Consider the following 15,262-nt stretch of genomic DNA (forward strand, 5'->3'; position numbering starts at 1 on the left):
GCCTTCTGGTGGGACTAAGTCTGGATGTCACCGGGGCTGAACTTGCCGCACGCCGTCAGGTCGTTGATATTCCTGTGATCAAACCCAGTTATACCAAACAACCAAAGTACAATGACAGGAAATCAAGGTAAACTCTTCGTAAATGCTATGAGCTAAGGGGTTTCGCAAGCCGCTCCAGAGCATGGGAGATCATAAGATGTGTTCGATCGATTTAGAAACTTTTCGAATAGCCTCCGCTATGCCTCAAATGTAATTTTAACCGCAGAAAGGATATCGCTTTCAATTCTCTCCTTAGTTATAATAAAGCCGTTTTTTTGATAGAATTGCTTTGGCGTACAATAGGTTGAGCCGTCTTGTTTTAGGTCATTATTATGATCGATAACCCAACCGCATAAATTGCTGAAATTTTGCTTTAAACTTTCTATTAGCATTTTTCCATATCCCTTGTTTTGATTTGCTGTAGATATAATGATAGAAAACCAAATCTCGTCATTTCTCAAGTAGGCAACAGCCCAGCCGATTACTTCTTCTGATTCATTAAGCAAAACATGATGCTGATACTCTTTTATACCGTTTAACAGCAATCCAAATCTATTTTTTAATTTGATTGGATATACCTCGTTCCACAATACATCAATTTCTTTCGTCTGATGTTCTGTTAAATTTTTCAATATTTCGATTCTCATAGTCATTACTATACAACTTCCATTACAGATTATTGTAATGTTCCACAACGGGAGATGGATCATAAAAATGATGTAGCAGCGCTTTCCAATCCTGATATTCTGGCGACCCCCTAAAACCAACAGTATGGTCTTGTAATGTTACCCATTTTACCAATAAAAGGTATCGATGATCATTCTCTATGCATTTCTGCAATTCATGACTAATGTATCCCTTCATGTTAGCTATAATAATTTTTGCACGCTTGAAAGCATTTTCGAACTCTAATTGGTTTCCTTCTATTATATCCAATACTGATATTTCTAAAATCATGTGATGAAAGTAACGAAAAAAATAAAATAACAATAGTTATTATTTTTTCGCTTGTTCTTCTCCTATTCATATATAAAGAAAATTTTTCAATAATTTCCGTTATTTCAAATAATCCCACTTTATCAAACTCTGCATTGATTGAATCAATATTTTAAAAAAACATTTTAATACCCCCAAACATTTCCAAACGATCCTTACCACATAATTTTCTGTCCGTTCAAATGTAGCAACTCCATCTCCTATGCCAAATCGCCAATCATTCATCAAGTCAAATGGTTTTTATTTTAAGTATAATGTGTTTAAGAAGTCTATGATTGTTTTTATTTGTCTATTACATTCCTTAAGGTCAATAGAGACAGATGCAACTATGGTGCTTAGTCTGTTAAGTTCAATTATAATAAAAAAATATAAGCCTGTTTTATGTTCCGAGTGAGAGGTTAAATACCACTTTTGAGCCGTCTGGAGCAATAGCAAGTATTTGAATAATACCACTTTGAGCACCCAGCATAGCAATATCAATATCTTCCGGGTTATTAATTGGCTTGCCGTTTATAAATGCGATAATAGTGCCTGGGAGAATGCCGACCTGGCCAAAAAAACCATCTTTGCGTACTTTGGTTACTAAAACACCGGCATTTATATTAAAGTGTTGTTTAATATCAGCAGTAAGTGGGGCGAAAGTTGCTCCAAGCCTATTGTATATTTCCTTAAGTACTCCATTACTTTTAGCTTTAGTTTTTGTTACATCTTCACTGTGGAGTGTAGCAGTCACTTTAACGGTTTTACCTTTACGCAGAAAACTTAGTTCGATAACGTCATTGGGTTTGTGTCTTGCTATCCTTTCAGAAAACTCGGTTGACGAGTTGATTACAATGCCATCTATACTTTGAATAATGTCTCCTTCTTTAAGGCCGGCCGCAGCAGCGGCACTTTCATTTTGCACACCAGTTATGTAAACGCCTTTTACCAAAGCAGGATTGAGACCTTGTTGTTTTAAGTACTCGCCTTCTGCGGAGGGAGATGGAAAGGAAACGCCTAACACACCTCTCTTAACCATCCCAAATGCTTTTAAATCATCCAAAATCTTTTTTGCAAGGTTTGCAGGTATGGCAAAAGAATAACCTGCATAACTGCCGGTTTGCGAAGCTATAGCGGAGTTAATACCTATCAATTCTCCGCTAGTATTAACAAGTGCCCCTCCGCTATTGCCCGGGTTAATGGCAGCATCGGTTTGAATAAAAGATTCAACAGCCATATTACTTTCAGGCGCCATATTATTTTGCGTGGTATTACCGTTTGGACGGTTTATAATTCCAATGCTTCTAGCTTTTGCGCTTACAATGCCTGCAGTTACAGTTGTGTTAAGTGAAAGGGGAAAGCCTACAGCTAATACCCATTCGCCTATCTCCACCTTATCAGAGTTTCCGAATGTAACAACAGGAAGATTCTTTGCCTCTATTTTTATGAGTGCCAAGTCAGTATTGGGATCACGGCCAACCAACTTTGCAGAAAAGGCTCGTTTATCAGGAAGTATTACGTCAATAGCGGATGAATTTTCAACCACATGATTATTTGTGGCTATAAATCCATCAGAACTTATAATTACTCCTGATCCTGATGCCCCATACTCTGACGAGCCATTGAAATGAATTTTAATATGCACTACTGCCGGCATTGTAATCTTTGCCGCCGTTACAAAATTTACATCCCTAGTTGAAGTTTTTGTGTCAACAACATTTTTTGTTGGTGCTGCTAAACTGTCTTCCGTACTGCCACTATTATTTTCCCTTTGCTTTTCATTACAACTAATGGCTGCAACTTGCATTATTATAAACAAAACCGAAAGTAGGGTGGTATGCGACTTATTCATATTAGAAGATTTTTATTAAATTAAAAAAGCACTCAATATTACGAACTACACGTTCGCATAATAGTTTTTAAGAACTGACTCGTACTCGGAATTTAGCTCTTTTGAACCATCATATTCCGGACTGTTTTTAACCTGCTCAACCGAGGCATTTATAGTGACTTCTGAAGTTTCCCAATTTATATCCTTAATCAAATCAGGCGATATAATTACTTTCTTGCCGGGAAACCAATTGCCTGTATCAATTATCATATAATGTATTGTCCAGTTGCTGTCATCAATTATAAAATCTTCCACATCACCAATTGTATCATCTGATGCATCAATAGTATAATCCTGCACTATTTTAACGCTTCGTAAGTGAGGGTCGCCGTGTGCTTTAACATCATCTAGACTTTTTTTTACTGCTTCCTCCATAGGCATGGATGACATGGGCATTATCATTCCAGTAGTGCCCATACCACCTGCCCAAATGCCACCACTCCAGTAATTTGTCCAATAATAATGTGCACGCAGTTCCATTTCATGTTGCCGCGATACTGGTTGTTCTGTATCTACAACAGGGCTTTTTTCAACTTGTTCTTTTGTGAGGTTAACAGGGAATGTTTCATTTGTCCAATCACACTGTAAAAGCGCTTCTGGTGAAATAAGTACCTTACGGTTTAAAAGCCAATTGCCTGTTTCCACAACAATATAGCGTATGGTCCACGTTACGTCGTCAAAATAAAAATCTTTTACTTTTCCTATCTCGCCATCGGTGGCGCCCATTGTAAAACCCATCAGATTTTTGATAATTCGCTTCATATTTTTATTTTTTTTGTGGTAGATAATGTAGTCCAGTTAAATTCTTTGTGATTATAAGACTGGATGTTTAACCCCACCCCCTTCTTCATCAAAATGATTATCCTATAAATGTCTAGCAGATATTTGGTTAATCACTTTTGGTAACGGGGCGGCATTAGTAAACCCAGAGGCGCCACATGTGGGCACTAAACATCTAAATAACATTTATGAAGAAAATAAGTTTTTATTTTTCATGATTTGAATATTTTGTGTTACTATTTTTGAACTCACTATGCGTTTATAAAGATAGTTTGGGTGACGCCTATGTTTCTTGCACAATCCGTGAAATAAGTTGCATAAATCATACTTTGAAGAGTTAGGCTTAGCAAATTGATTACTTGAATTATCACGTTCTTGATTGCCCTGGATAACCGTTGAAATCATTTTGAAAATTGGGCTTAAAGGGATATTAAACACGGCAATAGATGAGAATTCATTCATTTAACTTCGACTTCTATTCATTATGATCAATGGTACTTCAGAAGCATTGTCAATGATTTGCACACAATTATGCGTATATTCAACTTATAAATGATAAGCTGTAACCTCCCCAGTATTTCCGACCATTCTAAAGTTGGTCTTAAATATCTAGTGAGCCCTTTCAAGAAAATTAGCCGGTTTGACTTGTTTCATTTAAAGAAAAGAATCTCAGATAGATTATCATTAATCTTTGATTAACCGGCAGGGCTGCGGTAGAGAGGGAACCGAAGAATGCCTGAAAAACTTTAAAGGATATTTTCAGGCTGATGGGTAAAAGGTCTATAAAACTTTGAAAAACGTAGCGACCTCACCGATATGGGATGTACGGAGCATGCACATAAATTCTCTGAGGCAAAAGACAATGATGCCCCACGGGCTGAGTATGTATTGGCTGAACCGCAGAAGGTATATGGTATAGAGTGCAGGTAATTCTACGGAATTGTTGGCACACAGAAAAGAACAGGACGAACCAATCCTGGTAAAGCTAAAAGAATGGATGCTGGAAAATTTTACAATACAGGGTAGACTTGATGGTAAGACTCTTCAAAGTTGATGGTGATGATGCCACTTAATGCTACTTTATTTATTATTTCGTTTTCCATTTTACATAAACCCCAACTCCAGTTGTGCCACTTCGCTCATCATCTCTCTTCCCCAAGATGGTTCAAAAGTCATTATTATTTTTGCGGATTTAATTCCTTCAATTTCACGCAATTTTTGTTCTGTTTCAGGTGGCAATGTTTCTGCTACCGGACAAGATGGTGAAGTTAAAGTCATTTGCATCTCGAGGTTGTTCTCTTTATCAATAATGATTTCGTAAATCAAGCCCAACTCCCAAATGTCAACAGGTATTTCCGGATCATAGCATGTTTTAAGTGTATCAATAACCCTTTGTGTAAGCTCGGTATTTTGTGAGATTATTATTGCTGCCATTTTTTTAATTTAATTTGTAATTAGTCTTTATGGAAATATTTTTATAGGCGATAGCATCCAATTTCATTTGTTTTATCATACTTAATAAACCATTGCTACGGGTAGGCGAAAGGTGTTCTATTAATCCTATTTTATTTATAAATTCAAATTGTGCATTTATAATTTCATCTGCTGTATGGCCTGATATAACTCTTATCATTAATGCTACAATCCCTTTCGTAATAATTGCATCGCTATCGGCTGTAAAAACAATTTTCTCGTCTTTCAATTCTGAATGCAACCATACTTTGCTCTGACAGCCCTTTATCAATCTGTCATCAGTTTTGTATTGCTTGTCAATCAATGGCAAATGCTTCCCCAAATCAATCAGATGCTCGTACTTGCCTTCCCAGTCGTCACCGAATAACTCAAACTCTTCTACTATTTCATTTTCTATTTCTGCTATTCTCATTTCAACATTTTAATTGCTTTCTGTATTCCATTCACTAGCACATCAATTTCTTCCTTGGTATTGTAAAAGACCAAGGAAGCACGTATGGTGCCTGGTATACCAAAATGTTCCATTAGCGGTTGTGTACAATGGTGTCCTGTGCGTACAGCAATGCCCTGTTTATCTAATATAGTTCCAATATCCAAGGGATGAACTTCTTCAATTACAAATGAAATAACACTTGCTTTTTCTTTTGCAGTGCCTATAATTCTCAATCCTTCAATAGCTGAAAGTTTTGCGGTGGCGTATTCCAACAGTTCACATTCATAAGCTCCAATGTTTTCTAAGCCAATTTCATTTACATAATCAATTGCTGCTGCTAATCCAATACCACCTTCAATATTAGGAGTTCCTGCTTCAAATTTTAAAGGCAGATCAGCATACTCAGTTTTTCCAAACGTAACCGTTTTTATGGTACCGCCACCCACTTTGTATGGAGGCATTTCGTTCAACCACTTTTCTTTCCCATAAAGTATTCCTACACCTGTTGGCCCAAATAATTTATGACCGCTAAAGCAATAAAAATCTGCATCTAAGGCTTGTAGATCTACTTTTGTATGAGGCACTGCCTGAGCGCCATCAATTAATACCGGAATATTTTTTTCGTGTGCAAGCGCAATAATTTCCTTTACAGGATTAATGGTTCCCAGTGTATTTGAAATATGTGTAACAGCTACAATTTTTGTTCTGTCGCACAGTAGCTTTTTGTATTCATCAATAAGTAATTCACCCTTTTCATTTATCGGAATTACTTTTAATACAGCGCCTTTTTCCTCACAAAGTATCTGCCAGGGTAGTATATTGCTATGATGCTCCATCTCGCTAATAATAATTTCATCACCTGCTTTTATATATTTTTTTCCAAACGAATTTGCTACCAGGTTTATACTTTCAGTTGTGCCACTGGTGAAAATAATTTCTTGCGACAAGGCAGCATTTAAATGTTTTTGAACAGTAGTGCGGGCATTCTCATAAGCAACTGTTATCTCTATACTTAATTGATGTACACCCCTGTGTATATTGGCATTTTGTGTTTGATAATAATTACTAATGGCATCAATTACCTGTTTAGGCTTTTGTGCCGTTGCCCCATTATCCAAATATACCAGGGGTTTGCCATGTACCTTTTTGGAAAGGATAGGAAAATCCTGGCGGAGATTTTGAATATTGAGAGCACTGTTTTTTGTGATTGTTTCCATTTTAATTATTCAAATGTTTTAAAAATTTTTCCTTCAATGTATTCACGCAAAGGCTCAATTTTTACAGTATCTACAACTTCGGAAGCAAATGCATGCATCAATAATTTTTTAGCACTTTCTGTACTCAAACCCCTGGCACGCAGGTAAAATATTTTGTCTTTATCCAACTTCCCTGTTGATGTACCGTGGGAACATTTTACATCATCCGCATAAATTTCTAATTGCGGTTTTGTATTGATTGTTCCGGTTTCGCTAAGTAAAATATTTTTATTTGATTGAAACGCATTTGTCTTTTGAGCATCTTTTCTTACAAAGATTTTTCCATTGAAAGTAGCTATTGACTTCCCATCAATAATACCTTTGTATAGCTCGTTACTATTGCAATTTGGCTTGCGGTGATCTACCACAGTATGGTTGTCTACAACTTGATTTCCAGCAGTTAAATACAATCCATTCAAATGCGATTCAATGTGTTCATCATCCAACACTAAAGTTAAATTATTACGAACTAACGAACCACTTAGCATAAATGTATGGGTAGAAAATACGCTTTGTTTCTTTTGAATTATTTGTGTGGTATTCACTAAATAACCCAAGTCGTTTTCATCTTGAATTTTATAATGATCAACAATAGCGCTTTTATTGATTACAATTTCTGTTAAGGCATTACTGAATGTTCTTGCGGTAGAATCAAGTGTTTCAAACGATTCAATAATTTTTGCTTGCGCATTTTCATCAATCACTATTAAATTGCGTGGATTAATAAATGTGTTTTCGAATGCCGTTGAAATGTGTATGATGTGTATGGGTTTTTCAATTATCGCATTTTTTGTAATATGAATAAACACGCCATCTTTCGCCATTGCAGTGTTTAATGCAATAAACGCGTCGGCATATACATCAGCGTTTTTTGCATAATATTTTTCAAAAACAGTCAAATTTTCTTTTGCTGCAACTGCTAAACTGCATATCGTTAAACCTTTTGGAAGGTTCTGCAAGTTTGATGATCCGTCAATAAAAACACCGTTCTCAATAATTGCAACATAAGCACCTTTTAAAAATTTAAGATGTTCAATTTGCTCATCACTGCAGTTTTTATTTGCAGAGAAATAAAATTCTTCTTTCAGCATCAAATCTACATGAGTATATTTATATTCTTCGTGCTTTCGTGTTGGAATACCTTGTTTGCAAAAGCTTTCCATAGCCTGATCACGAAGCTGTGCATTGCCGAATAAGATTTTCTTTGACGCCTCAAATTCAGAAATCAATTTGTCTTTTATCCTACTTGTTCTAATAGCTGTTTCCATTTTTTTTCTTTCGTCATTGAGAGGGAGGTTTTACAACCGAAACAATCTCATTCCCCCACAAACCTGGGATTGCCTCAAACACTGCGTTTCGTTCGCAATGGCGTTATAATAAATTAAGCTTCTACTTCTTCTTTAATAAAATCATATCCTTTTTCTTCCAATTCTAAAGCCAATTCTTTTGATCCTGATTTTACAATTTTCCCATTGTATAATACGTGAACAAAATCAGGTATAATATAATCCAATAAGCGTTGATAGTGTGTGATAATAATGGTTGCGTTATCTTTCGATTTCAATTTATTTACTCCGTTGGCAACAATGCGCAATGCATCAATATCAAGCCCACTATCGGTTTCATCAAGTATGGCAAGTTTCGGATCAAGCATTGCCATCTGAAATATCTCATTACGTTTTTTTTCACCACCGCTAAAACCTTCATTCACCGAGCGATTGGCAAGTTTACCATCCAACTCAACTAACTTTTGTTTTTCTTTCAGCATCATTAAAAAATCTTTTGCTTCCATTGGTTCCAAACCTTTGTAAGCACGAATTTCATTAACAGCGGTTTTCAAAAAATTAACATTGCTTACTCCCGGAATTTCAATCGGATACTGAAATGCAAGAAACACACCTTCTCTTGCTCTATTTTCAGGTGAAAGTTCTAATAAATCTATACCATTATAGGTTACTTTACCTTCTGTAACTTCATATTCCGAACGCCCTGCAAGCACCGCAGCTAACGTGCTTTTCCCGGAACCATTAGGTCCCATAATAGCGTGTACTTCTCCAACTTTTATTTCTAAATTAATTCCTTTAAGAATTTCTTTGCCGTCAATTGACGCATGTAGATTTTTTATTGATAACATTTTTTGAATTATAAATTATAATTATTTATTTTTATCCAACTGATCCTTCCAACGAAACTGCTAACAATTTTTGTGCTTCTACAGCGAACTCCATTGGCAATTGATTTAATACATCTTTGCAATAGCCGTTTACAATTAAACCAATTGCTTTTTCATTATCAATACCACGTTGTTTGCAATAAAATAATTGGTCTTCCCCAATTTTTGAAGTTGTTGCTTCATGCTCTACAATAGCTGATTGATCTTTGATTTCGATGTATGGAAATGTATGTGCCCCACATTTATCACTCATCAATAAACTATCGCATTGCGAAAAATTACGTGCGTTGGTAGCTCCTTTTGAAATACGCACCAAACCTCTGTAACTATTGTTGCTAAATCCTGCCGAAATACCTTTTGATATAATCGTACTTTTAGTATTTTTTCCGATGTGGATCATTTTTGTTCCTGTATCGGCTTGCTGATAGTTATTTGTAAGCGCTACGGAATAAAATTCACCAACCGAATTATCGCCTTTTAAAATTACCGATGGATATTTCCAGGTTATTGCAGAACCTGTTTCTACCTGTGTCCAGGAGATTTTAGAATTTTCTTCCAAACAGATACCTCGTTTGGTAACAAAATTAAAAATGCCGCCTTTACCATCTTTATCGCCTGGATACCAATTTTGCACCGTGCTGTATTTTATTTCCGCATTTTTGTGCGCAACAAGTTCCACAACTGCTGCGTGCAATTGATTTTCATCACGCATTGGAGCAGTGCAGCCTTCGAGATAACTCACATACGCACCTTCATCGGCAATAATTAAGGTGCGTTCAAACTGACCTGTACCAGCAGAATTTATTCTGAAATACGTTGAAAGCTCCATCGGACAACGAACGCCTTTTGGTATATAACAAAACGAGCCATCTGTAAAAACAGCGGAGTTCAGTGCAGCATAGAAATTATCGGTATATGGAACTACTGAACTCATATATTTTTTTACAAGTTCAGGATGCTCTTGAATAGCTTCACCAAACGAGCAGAAAATGATCCCTTTTTCAGCTAAGGTTTCTTTAAAAGTTGTTTTTACCGAAACGCTGTCCATAATAATATCCACAGCTATTCTACTTTCCACTCCTGTAAGTCGTTCTTGTTCTAAAATTGAAAGGCCGAGCTTTTGAAATGTTTCCAATAATTCAGGATCCACTTCATCTAAACTATTCAATGCGACTTTTGGCTTTGGAGCCGAGTAATAAATAATATCCTGAAAGTTTGGTTTTTGGTAAGAAACGTGAGCCCAGTTCGGTTCGTCCATTGTCAACCAATAACGCAGTGCTTTTAACCGGTATGCTAACATCCATTCGGGTTCGTTTTTCTTTGCAGAAATAAAACGAATGATATCTTCATTCAAACCTTTAGGTGCGTTGTCGGCTTCAATATTGGTAACAAAACCGTATTTGTATTCTGTGCTGATTTTTTCTTCTAAAATCTCGTTCATGCTATTTAAGTGTTACTATTATTAAATTGATAAACTCTTCATTGGTCAATCCTGAATTATTAAATGCAACGTGTCTTTTTTTGTTATTAAATCTTCATCGCTTTCACGCCAGTTTTCATCATCCACACAACAGTCTACAGGGCAAACAGCAGCACATTGCGGCTCATCATGGAAACCAACACACTCTGTACATTTATCTGATACTATATAATAAACTTCGTCTGATATAGCTGAGTGTGGTGCATCTGCATCAGCAGTCAATCCGCTTTTCGAGGTAAACATTCCTTTTATAGATGTTCCCTCAGAAAAACGCCATTCAACTCCTGCATCGTAGATGGCATTATTAGGGCATTCCGGTTCGCAAGCTCCACAATTAATGCACTCTTCTGTAATTTTGATAGCCATTTTTTACTATTGTTATATTTTTGGAAAGTTCAAATTTTAAAGTTTTTATAAAACAAGCAAACTCTTTTAACCTTCGAACTTTGAACTATTTTACACGCCAAATGACTCTCCACAACCACAAGTTCTACTTGCGTTCGGATTGACAAATACAAAGCCTTTTCCATTTATACCTCCAGAATAATCCAGCTCTGTACCCATTAAATACAAAAAGCTTTTTTTGTCAACGGCAATCTTTATTCCTTTGTCTTCAAAAACCTGATCGTTTTCTGTAATAACATTATCTAATGCAAGTTTATAGGTAAGACCTGAACAACCACCGCCATCAACACCTACGCGAATAAATGTTCCTTCAGGGCTATTTTCGTTTTTTATTAAACTTAACGCATGTTGTTTTGCATTTTCTGAAACTGTTATCATATTGTTAGGTATTTAGTTATAATAATTAGTTTTTATTCACCATGTTCATTGGTGTTTTCTCAAATAAACTTTGGAAAGTACATGTGGCTTCCTTTTCACTATTTGATAAATCTGCCAGTGTTATCTTATCCAGTAGCTTGTCAATAGTAGATTGCACCATTGTCCAAAGTGAACGAATAGAACAATCAACAGAATTAGTGCACAGTTTTATTACTCCCACATGAGTGGTACAAAATTCTTCGTCAAACAAACGTCCGCCTAAAGCTTTCAAAACATCATTCACCGTTATATCGGTAGCAGGTCTGGCAAGTATATATCCCCCAACATGTCCTTTGGTACTATTAATTAAGCCCTCCATACGAAGTGTTCGTGTTAATTTGGCAACATGAGGCTGTGATAGGCCTTCCGCATCACTAAGCTGAGGAATGCTTAAGCCAGTCTTATCCTTACACTTTGCAATTCGCACCAATATTCTTAAACCATACTCATCCTGTGCTGTTATTTTCATGATTCTTTAATCAATTTTATAGCGATTAAGATAAAACTTCGAAACAAATGTACACATTAGTTTTAAATTATACTAAAAAGTATATAATAATTTATACTAAAAAGTATATAATAAATTATACTAAAAAGCTGTACACTCCAAATTGGTTTTTCGTCACTTTTGGTGAATTGGGCTGATTTTGCTAGCACCATTTTCCTCAATAACTGAAAACCTGCCCTGCCATACATTTTTCTTTTGATATTTTTTATTCGGTTCACCTGCCCTTCAACCTGTACTTCCGATTGAACCCCATCTGCTTTATAGTAATATCACGCTTTTATGTTGCCAGGTTAATGGAAAAATTGAATCTGCTTAGTGAAATCCGCAAGAAGTTTAAGGTAAGAACAGACTCAAATCATACTTATGAAGTAGCTAAAAATCTCCTCCAAAGAGATTTTTCAGCGGATAATCTATCACAAAAATGGGTCAGCGATATTACCTACATAAATACTGACTCAGGCTGGTTATACTTTACCTTTGTTATAGATCTTGCTGATAGAAAAGTCATAGCTGGTCCTTCAGTAATAAAATGAAAGTACAAAAAACGACCATATAGGCTTTAAAAATGGCTATTGGAAACAGGGAAGTAAAACAGGGCTTGCTTTTTCATTCGGATAGGGGCTCACAGTATGTATGCAATGAGTTAAAATCATTGCTAAAGAAAAGTTAATATGATACAAAGTATGAGTCGCAAAGGTAATTGCTGGGATAGTGCAGTGGCAGAAAGTTTCTTCAAGACGCTAAATTGTGCATTGATTTACCACAGAAAATTTGCCAACAGAGAAATTGCTAAACTAGAAATTTTTATTTATATCGAAGGATTTTACAACGCGAAAAGAATACATACTAATATAATAGAAATTTGAATTCGACGGTTTTCAGGATTACCAAATATCAGCAGTTAAATCAGTTATAGATATATTTGAAGATCAACCATTAGTTCAGGGACAATTTGAAAGTTCTCTCGAAATGCAAGGGACGTCTTTAAGGTACGCGCAAAAATATCTTAAAGAGATAGCGCAACAAAAAAAATATAGAAGTTTAGAAGCGTAAAAATAAAAGATGGCAATGATTGTAAAAGTCCATCTTTCATTTTAACCCGTACTCCGAATCCTATTAGCATCAATAAAGCAAGACCCCCTGAAGCGATAATAAGAATCAGCGGCCAAATCAATCCTACAAAAAGTCCCGCCCCGCCCAGCAATTGCAAACCACCTATCAGTTTCCTGAATTTACTTAGATCGTAACGATGGAACTCTTCCTCCATACCAGAGTTTGTAAAAAAAGTAATTCCATAATAAAGAAATGAAATAGCGGAAACTATAATTAATATAATTAGCAGCATTAATGTTAAATCAATCCGGAATGAACTCCAGCTACAAATAAAGACAGAAAAAGTAATAGGGCTGACGGAACAAACTTTGGCCATGGATGTTTCACTTTAAAATGTGCAGCCTGTGCACACCCCATGAGTCCAGTCATCATTAGAGCGGGAACCAATATCAAAGCGGGGTACCATATACCGGCAATCAAAAGCGTTGATAAAGCTATTTTGAGCGCACCAACAAAATTTCGCAAAAGGTCTGGAATTTCGTATTCTTTAAACTCTTTTACAATATTATCATAACGGAAGATCCATACATACGAGACAGATAACGCGATAATGATCTGGGCGCATTTTGAAAACGTGTTCATAAGTAATTGTTTAAAATGTGAATGACAATTTACATCGGGGTTTTATGCTTAGGATCCTGTTGTTTTCTTTGCGCAAAAAATAGCCCCCAAGCAAAACCAATATACAATATAATTATGATTATCGTAAGTATAATTAGATCTAAATTTTCCATGTCAGCTTTTCTTTTTTAGATTAAAGTAGATCAGCAAACCAACCATTGTAGGCGGCCAAAGACCAATAAATATCGCACGGTCATGATCTTTTAAAACAAGATAGTAATACTCCGAGATGAATATGATAATTATGGTCATAGTCAGTATCGCGAATTCGATTTTAGAAATTTTATTCATAGGGTTTTTATGATTAGAATATGATAAAAGCTTATTGATATTTAAGAATAGAGGAACCTGCTGACTAAACACGGAAACTTAAGATGATTATAGAATCTTATTCTGATCAGAACCAACAGTTAAAGAGAGATTAAGTAATTACTTATAACTGTTTATAGTAAAAAAATATACTTTGCCGAGGAGAATTAAATAAAATTGTATTCCTTGAAGTTATGTATAAGATCTATAATAATCAAGGAATATTAGTAAAATAGTTATTTATTAAATCCCCACATCCATAAAGCAAATATATTGTCTATTTTTACGCTAATCGTGATACAATTAGTTTATTTTAGTGAATTAATATTAAGGTATTAAGGTCAAAATTAATTAGATTTAAATTCTTAATGGAAAAAAGAAAGTATCGAAATATGTACTTGTCCTATAGTGTTGTTTAAGGCTTCATTTTACGGCATGATTTTAAACCCTTTTTCAAAGAACTATATGAAATCAGAATTATCTCGAAGAACATTTTTATCACACCTTGGTTTAGCAACTATTTCTTTACCATTTTTTTCTTACAGTACTGCCAGTGAACTAACCTTGGGAGGAGTTCCTGGGCTGAAAGTTGGTTACTCTGCTATAACCTGGGGCGGAAATGACGTTCAGGCTATTAAAGATATAGCAGCCTTAGGCTTTAAAGGCATTCAGCTACGATCTAATATTCTTAAAGAGTATGGTGCCAAACCGGAAGCTATTAAGGAGCTTTTGAAACAGTATAACCTAGCGTTCCCCATGTTCTCCAGTGGCAGCGCCAACATCAATACGGGGAATGATGAGGCGGTAATTCAAATGCATCTGGATAATGCAAAGTTTGTAAAAGCAGTTGGGGGCGAATTTATTCAAGTAACAAATTCATCTCGCCCAAAAAAAGGTATTCCCAGTCAGGCTGATTTGCAAAAATATGGTCGGCTTTTAAATGAAATCGGCAAAAGGACCGGTGACATAGGCATTCAGACTACTTATCATAACCACATGCACCAACTGGGTGAAACCCCACAGGAAGTAGAGGTTATTCTGGAGAATTGCGACAGGGATCATGTGAAATTACTACTTGATATTGCGCATTATCACCAGGGTGGAGGTGATCCGGTAAAGGCGATCAAGCATTATCAGAAGCGTATCATAGCATTGCACCTTAAAGATGTAAGGCCTAAGGGCGCACCAGAATCCAAAGCCTACACCTTTGTAGAACTGGGACAGGGTAAAGTAGATTTGCCAGGTGTATTTAAAACACTCGAAGAAATAAAGTTTAAAGGTTGGGGAATTGTGGAACTGGATGCAGTACCGGAAAAAGAAAAATCACCGCGCCAATGCGCTGAAATCACCCGGGCTTACCTGCAAACAGTTGGTATCAAAATTTAAAGC

Annotated in this window: 18 protein-coding genes; 3 read left to right on the forward strand and 15 right to left on the reverse strand. The window is 35.9% G+C overall.

Annotated features, from left to right (window positions below):
- Window positions 1-236: 236 nt before the first annotated feature.
- The 13 genes from AAKU52_RS13225 to AAKU52_RS13285 form a co-directional block, all read right to left on the reverse strand.
- A complete protein-coding gene (locus AAKU52_RS13225; protein WP_354334245.1) occupies window positions 237-686 on the reverse strand; it encodes a GNAT family N-acetyltransferase in 450 nt (149 codons plus the stop codon).
- A gap of 22 nt (window positions 687-708) precedes the next feature.
- The gene (locus AAKU52_RS13230) at window positions 709-996 is read right to left on the reverse strand and encodes an antibiotic biosynthesis monooxygenase family protein (protein WP_354334247.1); all 288 of its coding nucleotides are present in this window, start codon (window positions 994-996) and stop codon (window positions 709-711) included.
- A 418-nt stretch (window positions 997-1,414) separates the two neighbouring features.
- Window positions 1,415-2,866 (reverse strand): trypsin-like peptidase domain-containing protein, encoded by a 1,452-nt coding sequence (locus AAKU52_RS13235; protein ID WP_354334250.1) that lies wholly within the window; start codon window positions 2,864-2,866, stop codon window positions 1,415-1,417.
- 45 nt (window positions 2,867-2,911) lie between these two features.
- Window positions 2,912-3,667, reverse strand: coding sequence for a PRC-barrel domain-containing protein (locus AAKU52_RS13240; protein ID WP_354334252.1), 756 nt, complete (start codon window positions 3,665-3,667; stop codon window positions 2,912-2,914).
- Window positions 3,668-4,789: 1,122 nt separating this feature from the next.
- Complete coding sequence (locus tag AAKU52_RS13245; protein WP_354334254.1) at window positions 4,790-5,119, reverse strand: iron-sulfur cluster assembly protein; 330 nt, start codon at window positions 5,117-5,119, stop codon at window positions 4,790-4,792.
- A gap of 4 nt (window positions 5,120-5,123) precedes the next feature.
- A complete protein-coding gene (locus AAKU52_RS13250; RefSeq protein WP_354334256.1) occupies window positions 5,124-5,570 on the reverse strand; it encodes a SufE family protein in 447 nt (148 codons plus the stop codon).
- On the reverse strand, window positions 5,567-6,808 hold the full coding sequence (locus tag AAKU52_RS13255; protein WP_354334258.1) for an aminotransferase class V-fold PLP-dependent enzyme: 1,242 nt from the start codon (window positions 6,806-6,808) through the stop codon (window positions 5,567-5,569). Before AAKU52_RS13255 ends, AAKU52_RS13250 begins: the two co-directional genes overlap by 4 nt.
- A gap of 5 nt (window positions 6,809-6,813) precedes the next feature.
- On the reverse strand, window positions 6,814-8,115 hold the full coding sequence (gene sufD / locus AAKU52_RS13260) for a Fe-S cluster assembly protein SufD (protein WP_354334260.1): 1,302 nt from the start codon (window positions 8,113-8,115) through the stop codon (window positions 6,814-6,816).
- 113 nt (window positions 8,116-8,228) lie between these two features.
- Window positions 8,229-8,981, reverse strand: a complete 753-nt coding sequence (sufC, locus tag AAKU52_RS13265; protein ID WP_354334262.1) for a Fe-S cluster assembly ATPase SufC — start codon at window positions 8,979-8,981, stop codon at window positions 8,229-8,231.
- 31 nt (window positions 8,982-9,012) lie between these two features.
- A complete protein-coding gene (gene sufB / locus AAKU52_RS13270) occupies window positions 9,013-10,461 on the reverse strand; it encodes a Fe-S cluster assembly protein SufB (protein WP_354334264.1) in 1,449 nt (482 codons plus the stop codon).
- Window positions 10,462-10,506: 45 nt separating this feature from the next.
- Window positions 10,507-10,866: a 4Fe-4S dicluster domain-containing protein gene (locus tag AAKU52_RS13275; protein ID WP_354334266.1), complete on the reverse strand. Its 360-nt coding sequence runs from the start codon at window positions 10,864-10,866 to the stop codon at window positions 10,507-10,509.
- 90 nt (window positions 10,867-10,956) lie between these two features.
- Window positions 10,957-11,283, reverse strand: coding sequence for a HesB/IscA family protein (locus AAKU52_RS13280; protein WP_354334268.1), 327 nt, complete (start codon window positions 11,281-11,283; stop codon window positions 10,957-10,959).
- A gap of 25 nt (window positions 11,284-11,308) precedes the next feature.
- On the reverse strand, window positions 11,309-11,791 hold the full coding sequence (locus AAKU52_RS13285; protein WP_354334270.1) for an RrF2 family transcriptional regulator: 483 nt from the start codon (window positions 11,789-11,791) through the stop codon (window positions 11,309-11,311).
- 332 nt (window positions 11,792-12,123) lie between these two features.
- Here AAKU52_RS13285 and AAKU52_RS13290 point away from each other — a divergent pair, with 332 nt between their 5' ends.
- Window positions 12,124-12,363 carry a hypothetical protein gene (locus AAKU52_RS13290; RefSeq protein WP_354334272.1) on the forward strand — a complete coding sequence of 80 codons (240 nt, stop codon included), beginning with the start codon at window positions 12,124-12,126 and terminating at the stop codon, window positions 12,361-12,363.
- 150 nt (window positions 12,364-12,513) lie between these two features.
- On the forward strand, window positions 12,514-12,696 hold the full coding sequence (locus tag AAKU52_RS13295; RefSeq protein ID WP_354334275.1) for an IS3 family transposase: 183 nt from the start codon (window positions 12,514-12,516) through the stop codon (window positions 12,694-12,696).
- Between the two features lie 140 nt (window positions 12,697-12,836).
- On the opposite strand, the gene AAKU52_RS13300 is transcribed toward AAKU52_RS13295, so the two are convergent.
- Together AAKU52_RS13300 and AAKU52_RS13305 are read right to left on the reverse strand one after the other, a co-directional pair.
- Entirely contained in the window at window positions 12,837-13,259 is a 423-nt protein-coding gene (locus tag AAKU52_RS13300) for a DoxX family protein (RefSeq protein WP_354334277.1), read from the reverse strand.
- Complete coding sequence (locus tag AAKU52_RS13305) at window positions 13,181-13,525, reverse strand: DoxX family protein (RefSeq protein ID WP_354334279.1); 345 nt, start codon at window positions 13,523-13,525, stop codon at window positions 13,181-13,183. Before AAKU52_RS13305 ends, AAKU52_RS13300 begins: the two co-directional genes overlap by 79 nt.
- Window positions 13,526-14,338: 813 nt before the next feature.
- On the opposite strand from AAKU52_RS13305, the gene AAKU52_RS13310 reads away from it, so the two are divergent.
- Window positions 14,339-15,259 carry a sugar phosphate isomerase/epimerase family protein gene (locus tag AAKU52_RS13310; protein WP_354334281.1) on the forward strand — a complete coding sequence of 307 codons (921 nt, stop codon included), beginning with the start codon at window positions 14,339-14,341 and terminating at the stop codon, window positions 15,257-15,259.
- Window positions 15,260-15,262: the final 3 nt, after the last annotated feature.

It is taken from the genome of Pedobacter sp. CG_S7 (genome assembly GCF_040544395.1).
Taxonomy (GTDB): Bacteria; Bacteroidota; Bacteroidia; order Sphingobacteriales; family Sphingobacteriaceae; genus Pedobacter.

Excerpts from the sequence above, each read along its gene's own strand:
- AAKU52_RS13225 (WP_354334245.1), bottom strand. The coding sequence starts at position 686 with ATGAGAATCGAAATATTGAAAAATTTAACAGAACATCAGACGAAAGAA.
- AAKU52_RS13230 (WP_354334247.1), bottom strand. The coding sequence starts at position 996 with ATGATTTTAGAAATATCAGTATTGGATATAATAGAAGGAAACCAATTA.
- AAKU52_RS13235 (WP_354334250.1), bottom strand. The coding sequence starts at position 2,866 with ATGAATAAGTCGCATACCACCCTACTTTCGGTTTTGTTTATAATAATG.
- AAKU52_RS13240 (WP_354334252.1), bottom strand. The coding sequence starts at position 3,667 with ATGAAGCGAATTATCAAAAATCTGATGGGTTTTACAATGGGCGCCACC.
- AAKU52_RS13245 (WP_354334254.1), bottom strand. The coding sequence starts at position 5,119 with ATGGCAGCAATAATAATCTCACAAAATACCGAGCTTACACAAAGGGTT.
- AAKU52_RS13250 (WP_354334256.1), bottom strand. The coding sequence starts at position 5,570 with ATGAGAATAGCAGAAATAGAAAATGAAATAGTAGAAGAGTTTGAGTTA.
- AAKU52_RS13255 (WP_354334258.1), bottom strand. The coding sequence starts at position 6,808 with ATGGAAACAATCACAAAAAACAGTGCTCTCAATATTCAAAATCTCCGC.
- sufD (WP_354334260.1), bottom strand. The coding sequence starts at position 8,115 with ATGGAAACAGCTATTAGAACAAGTAGGATAAAAGACAAATTGATTTCT.
- sufC (WP_354334262.1), bottom strand. The coding sequence starts at position 8,981 with ATGTTATCAATAAAAAATCTACATGCGTCAATTGACGGCAAAGAAATT.
- sufB (WP_354334264.1), bottom strand. The coding sequence starts at position 10,461 with ATGAACGAGATTTTAGAAGAAAAAATCAGCACAGAATACAAATACGGT.
- AAKU52_RS13275 (WP_354334266.1), bottom strand. The coding sequence starts at position 10,866 with ATGGCTATCAAAATTACAGAAGAGTGCATTAATTGTGGAGCTTGCGAA.
- AAKU52_RS13280 (WP_354334268.1), bottom strand. The coding sequence starts at position 11,283 with ATGATAACAGTTTCAGAAAATGCAAAACAACATGCGTTAAGTTTAATA.
- AAKU52_RS13285 (WP_354334270.1), bottom strand. The coding sequence starts at position 11,791 with ATGAAAATAACAGCACAGGATGAGTATGGTTTAAGAATATTGGTGCGA.
- AAKU52_RS13290 (WP_354334272.1), top strand. The coding sequence starts at position 12,124 with ATGGAAAAATTGAATCTGCTTAGTGAAATCCGCAAGAAGTTTAAGGTA.
- AAKU52_RS13295 (WP_354334275.1), top strand. The coding sequence starts at position 12,514 with ATGAGTCGCAAAGGTAATTGCTGGGATAGTGCAGTGGCAGAAAGTTTC.
- AAKU52_RS13300 (WP_354334277.1), bottom strand. The coding sequence starts at position 13,259 with ATGGCCAAAGTTTGTTCCGTCAGCCCTATTACTTTTTCTGTCTTTATT.
- AAKU52_RS13305 (WP_354334279.1), bottom strand. The coding sequence starts at position 13,525 with ATGAACACGTTTTCAAAATGCGCCCAGATCATTATCGCGTTATCTGTC.
- AAKU52_RS13310 (WP_354334281.1), top strand. The coding sequence starts at position 14,339 with ATGAAATCAGAATTATCTCGAAGAACATTTTTATCACACCTTGGTTTA.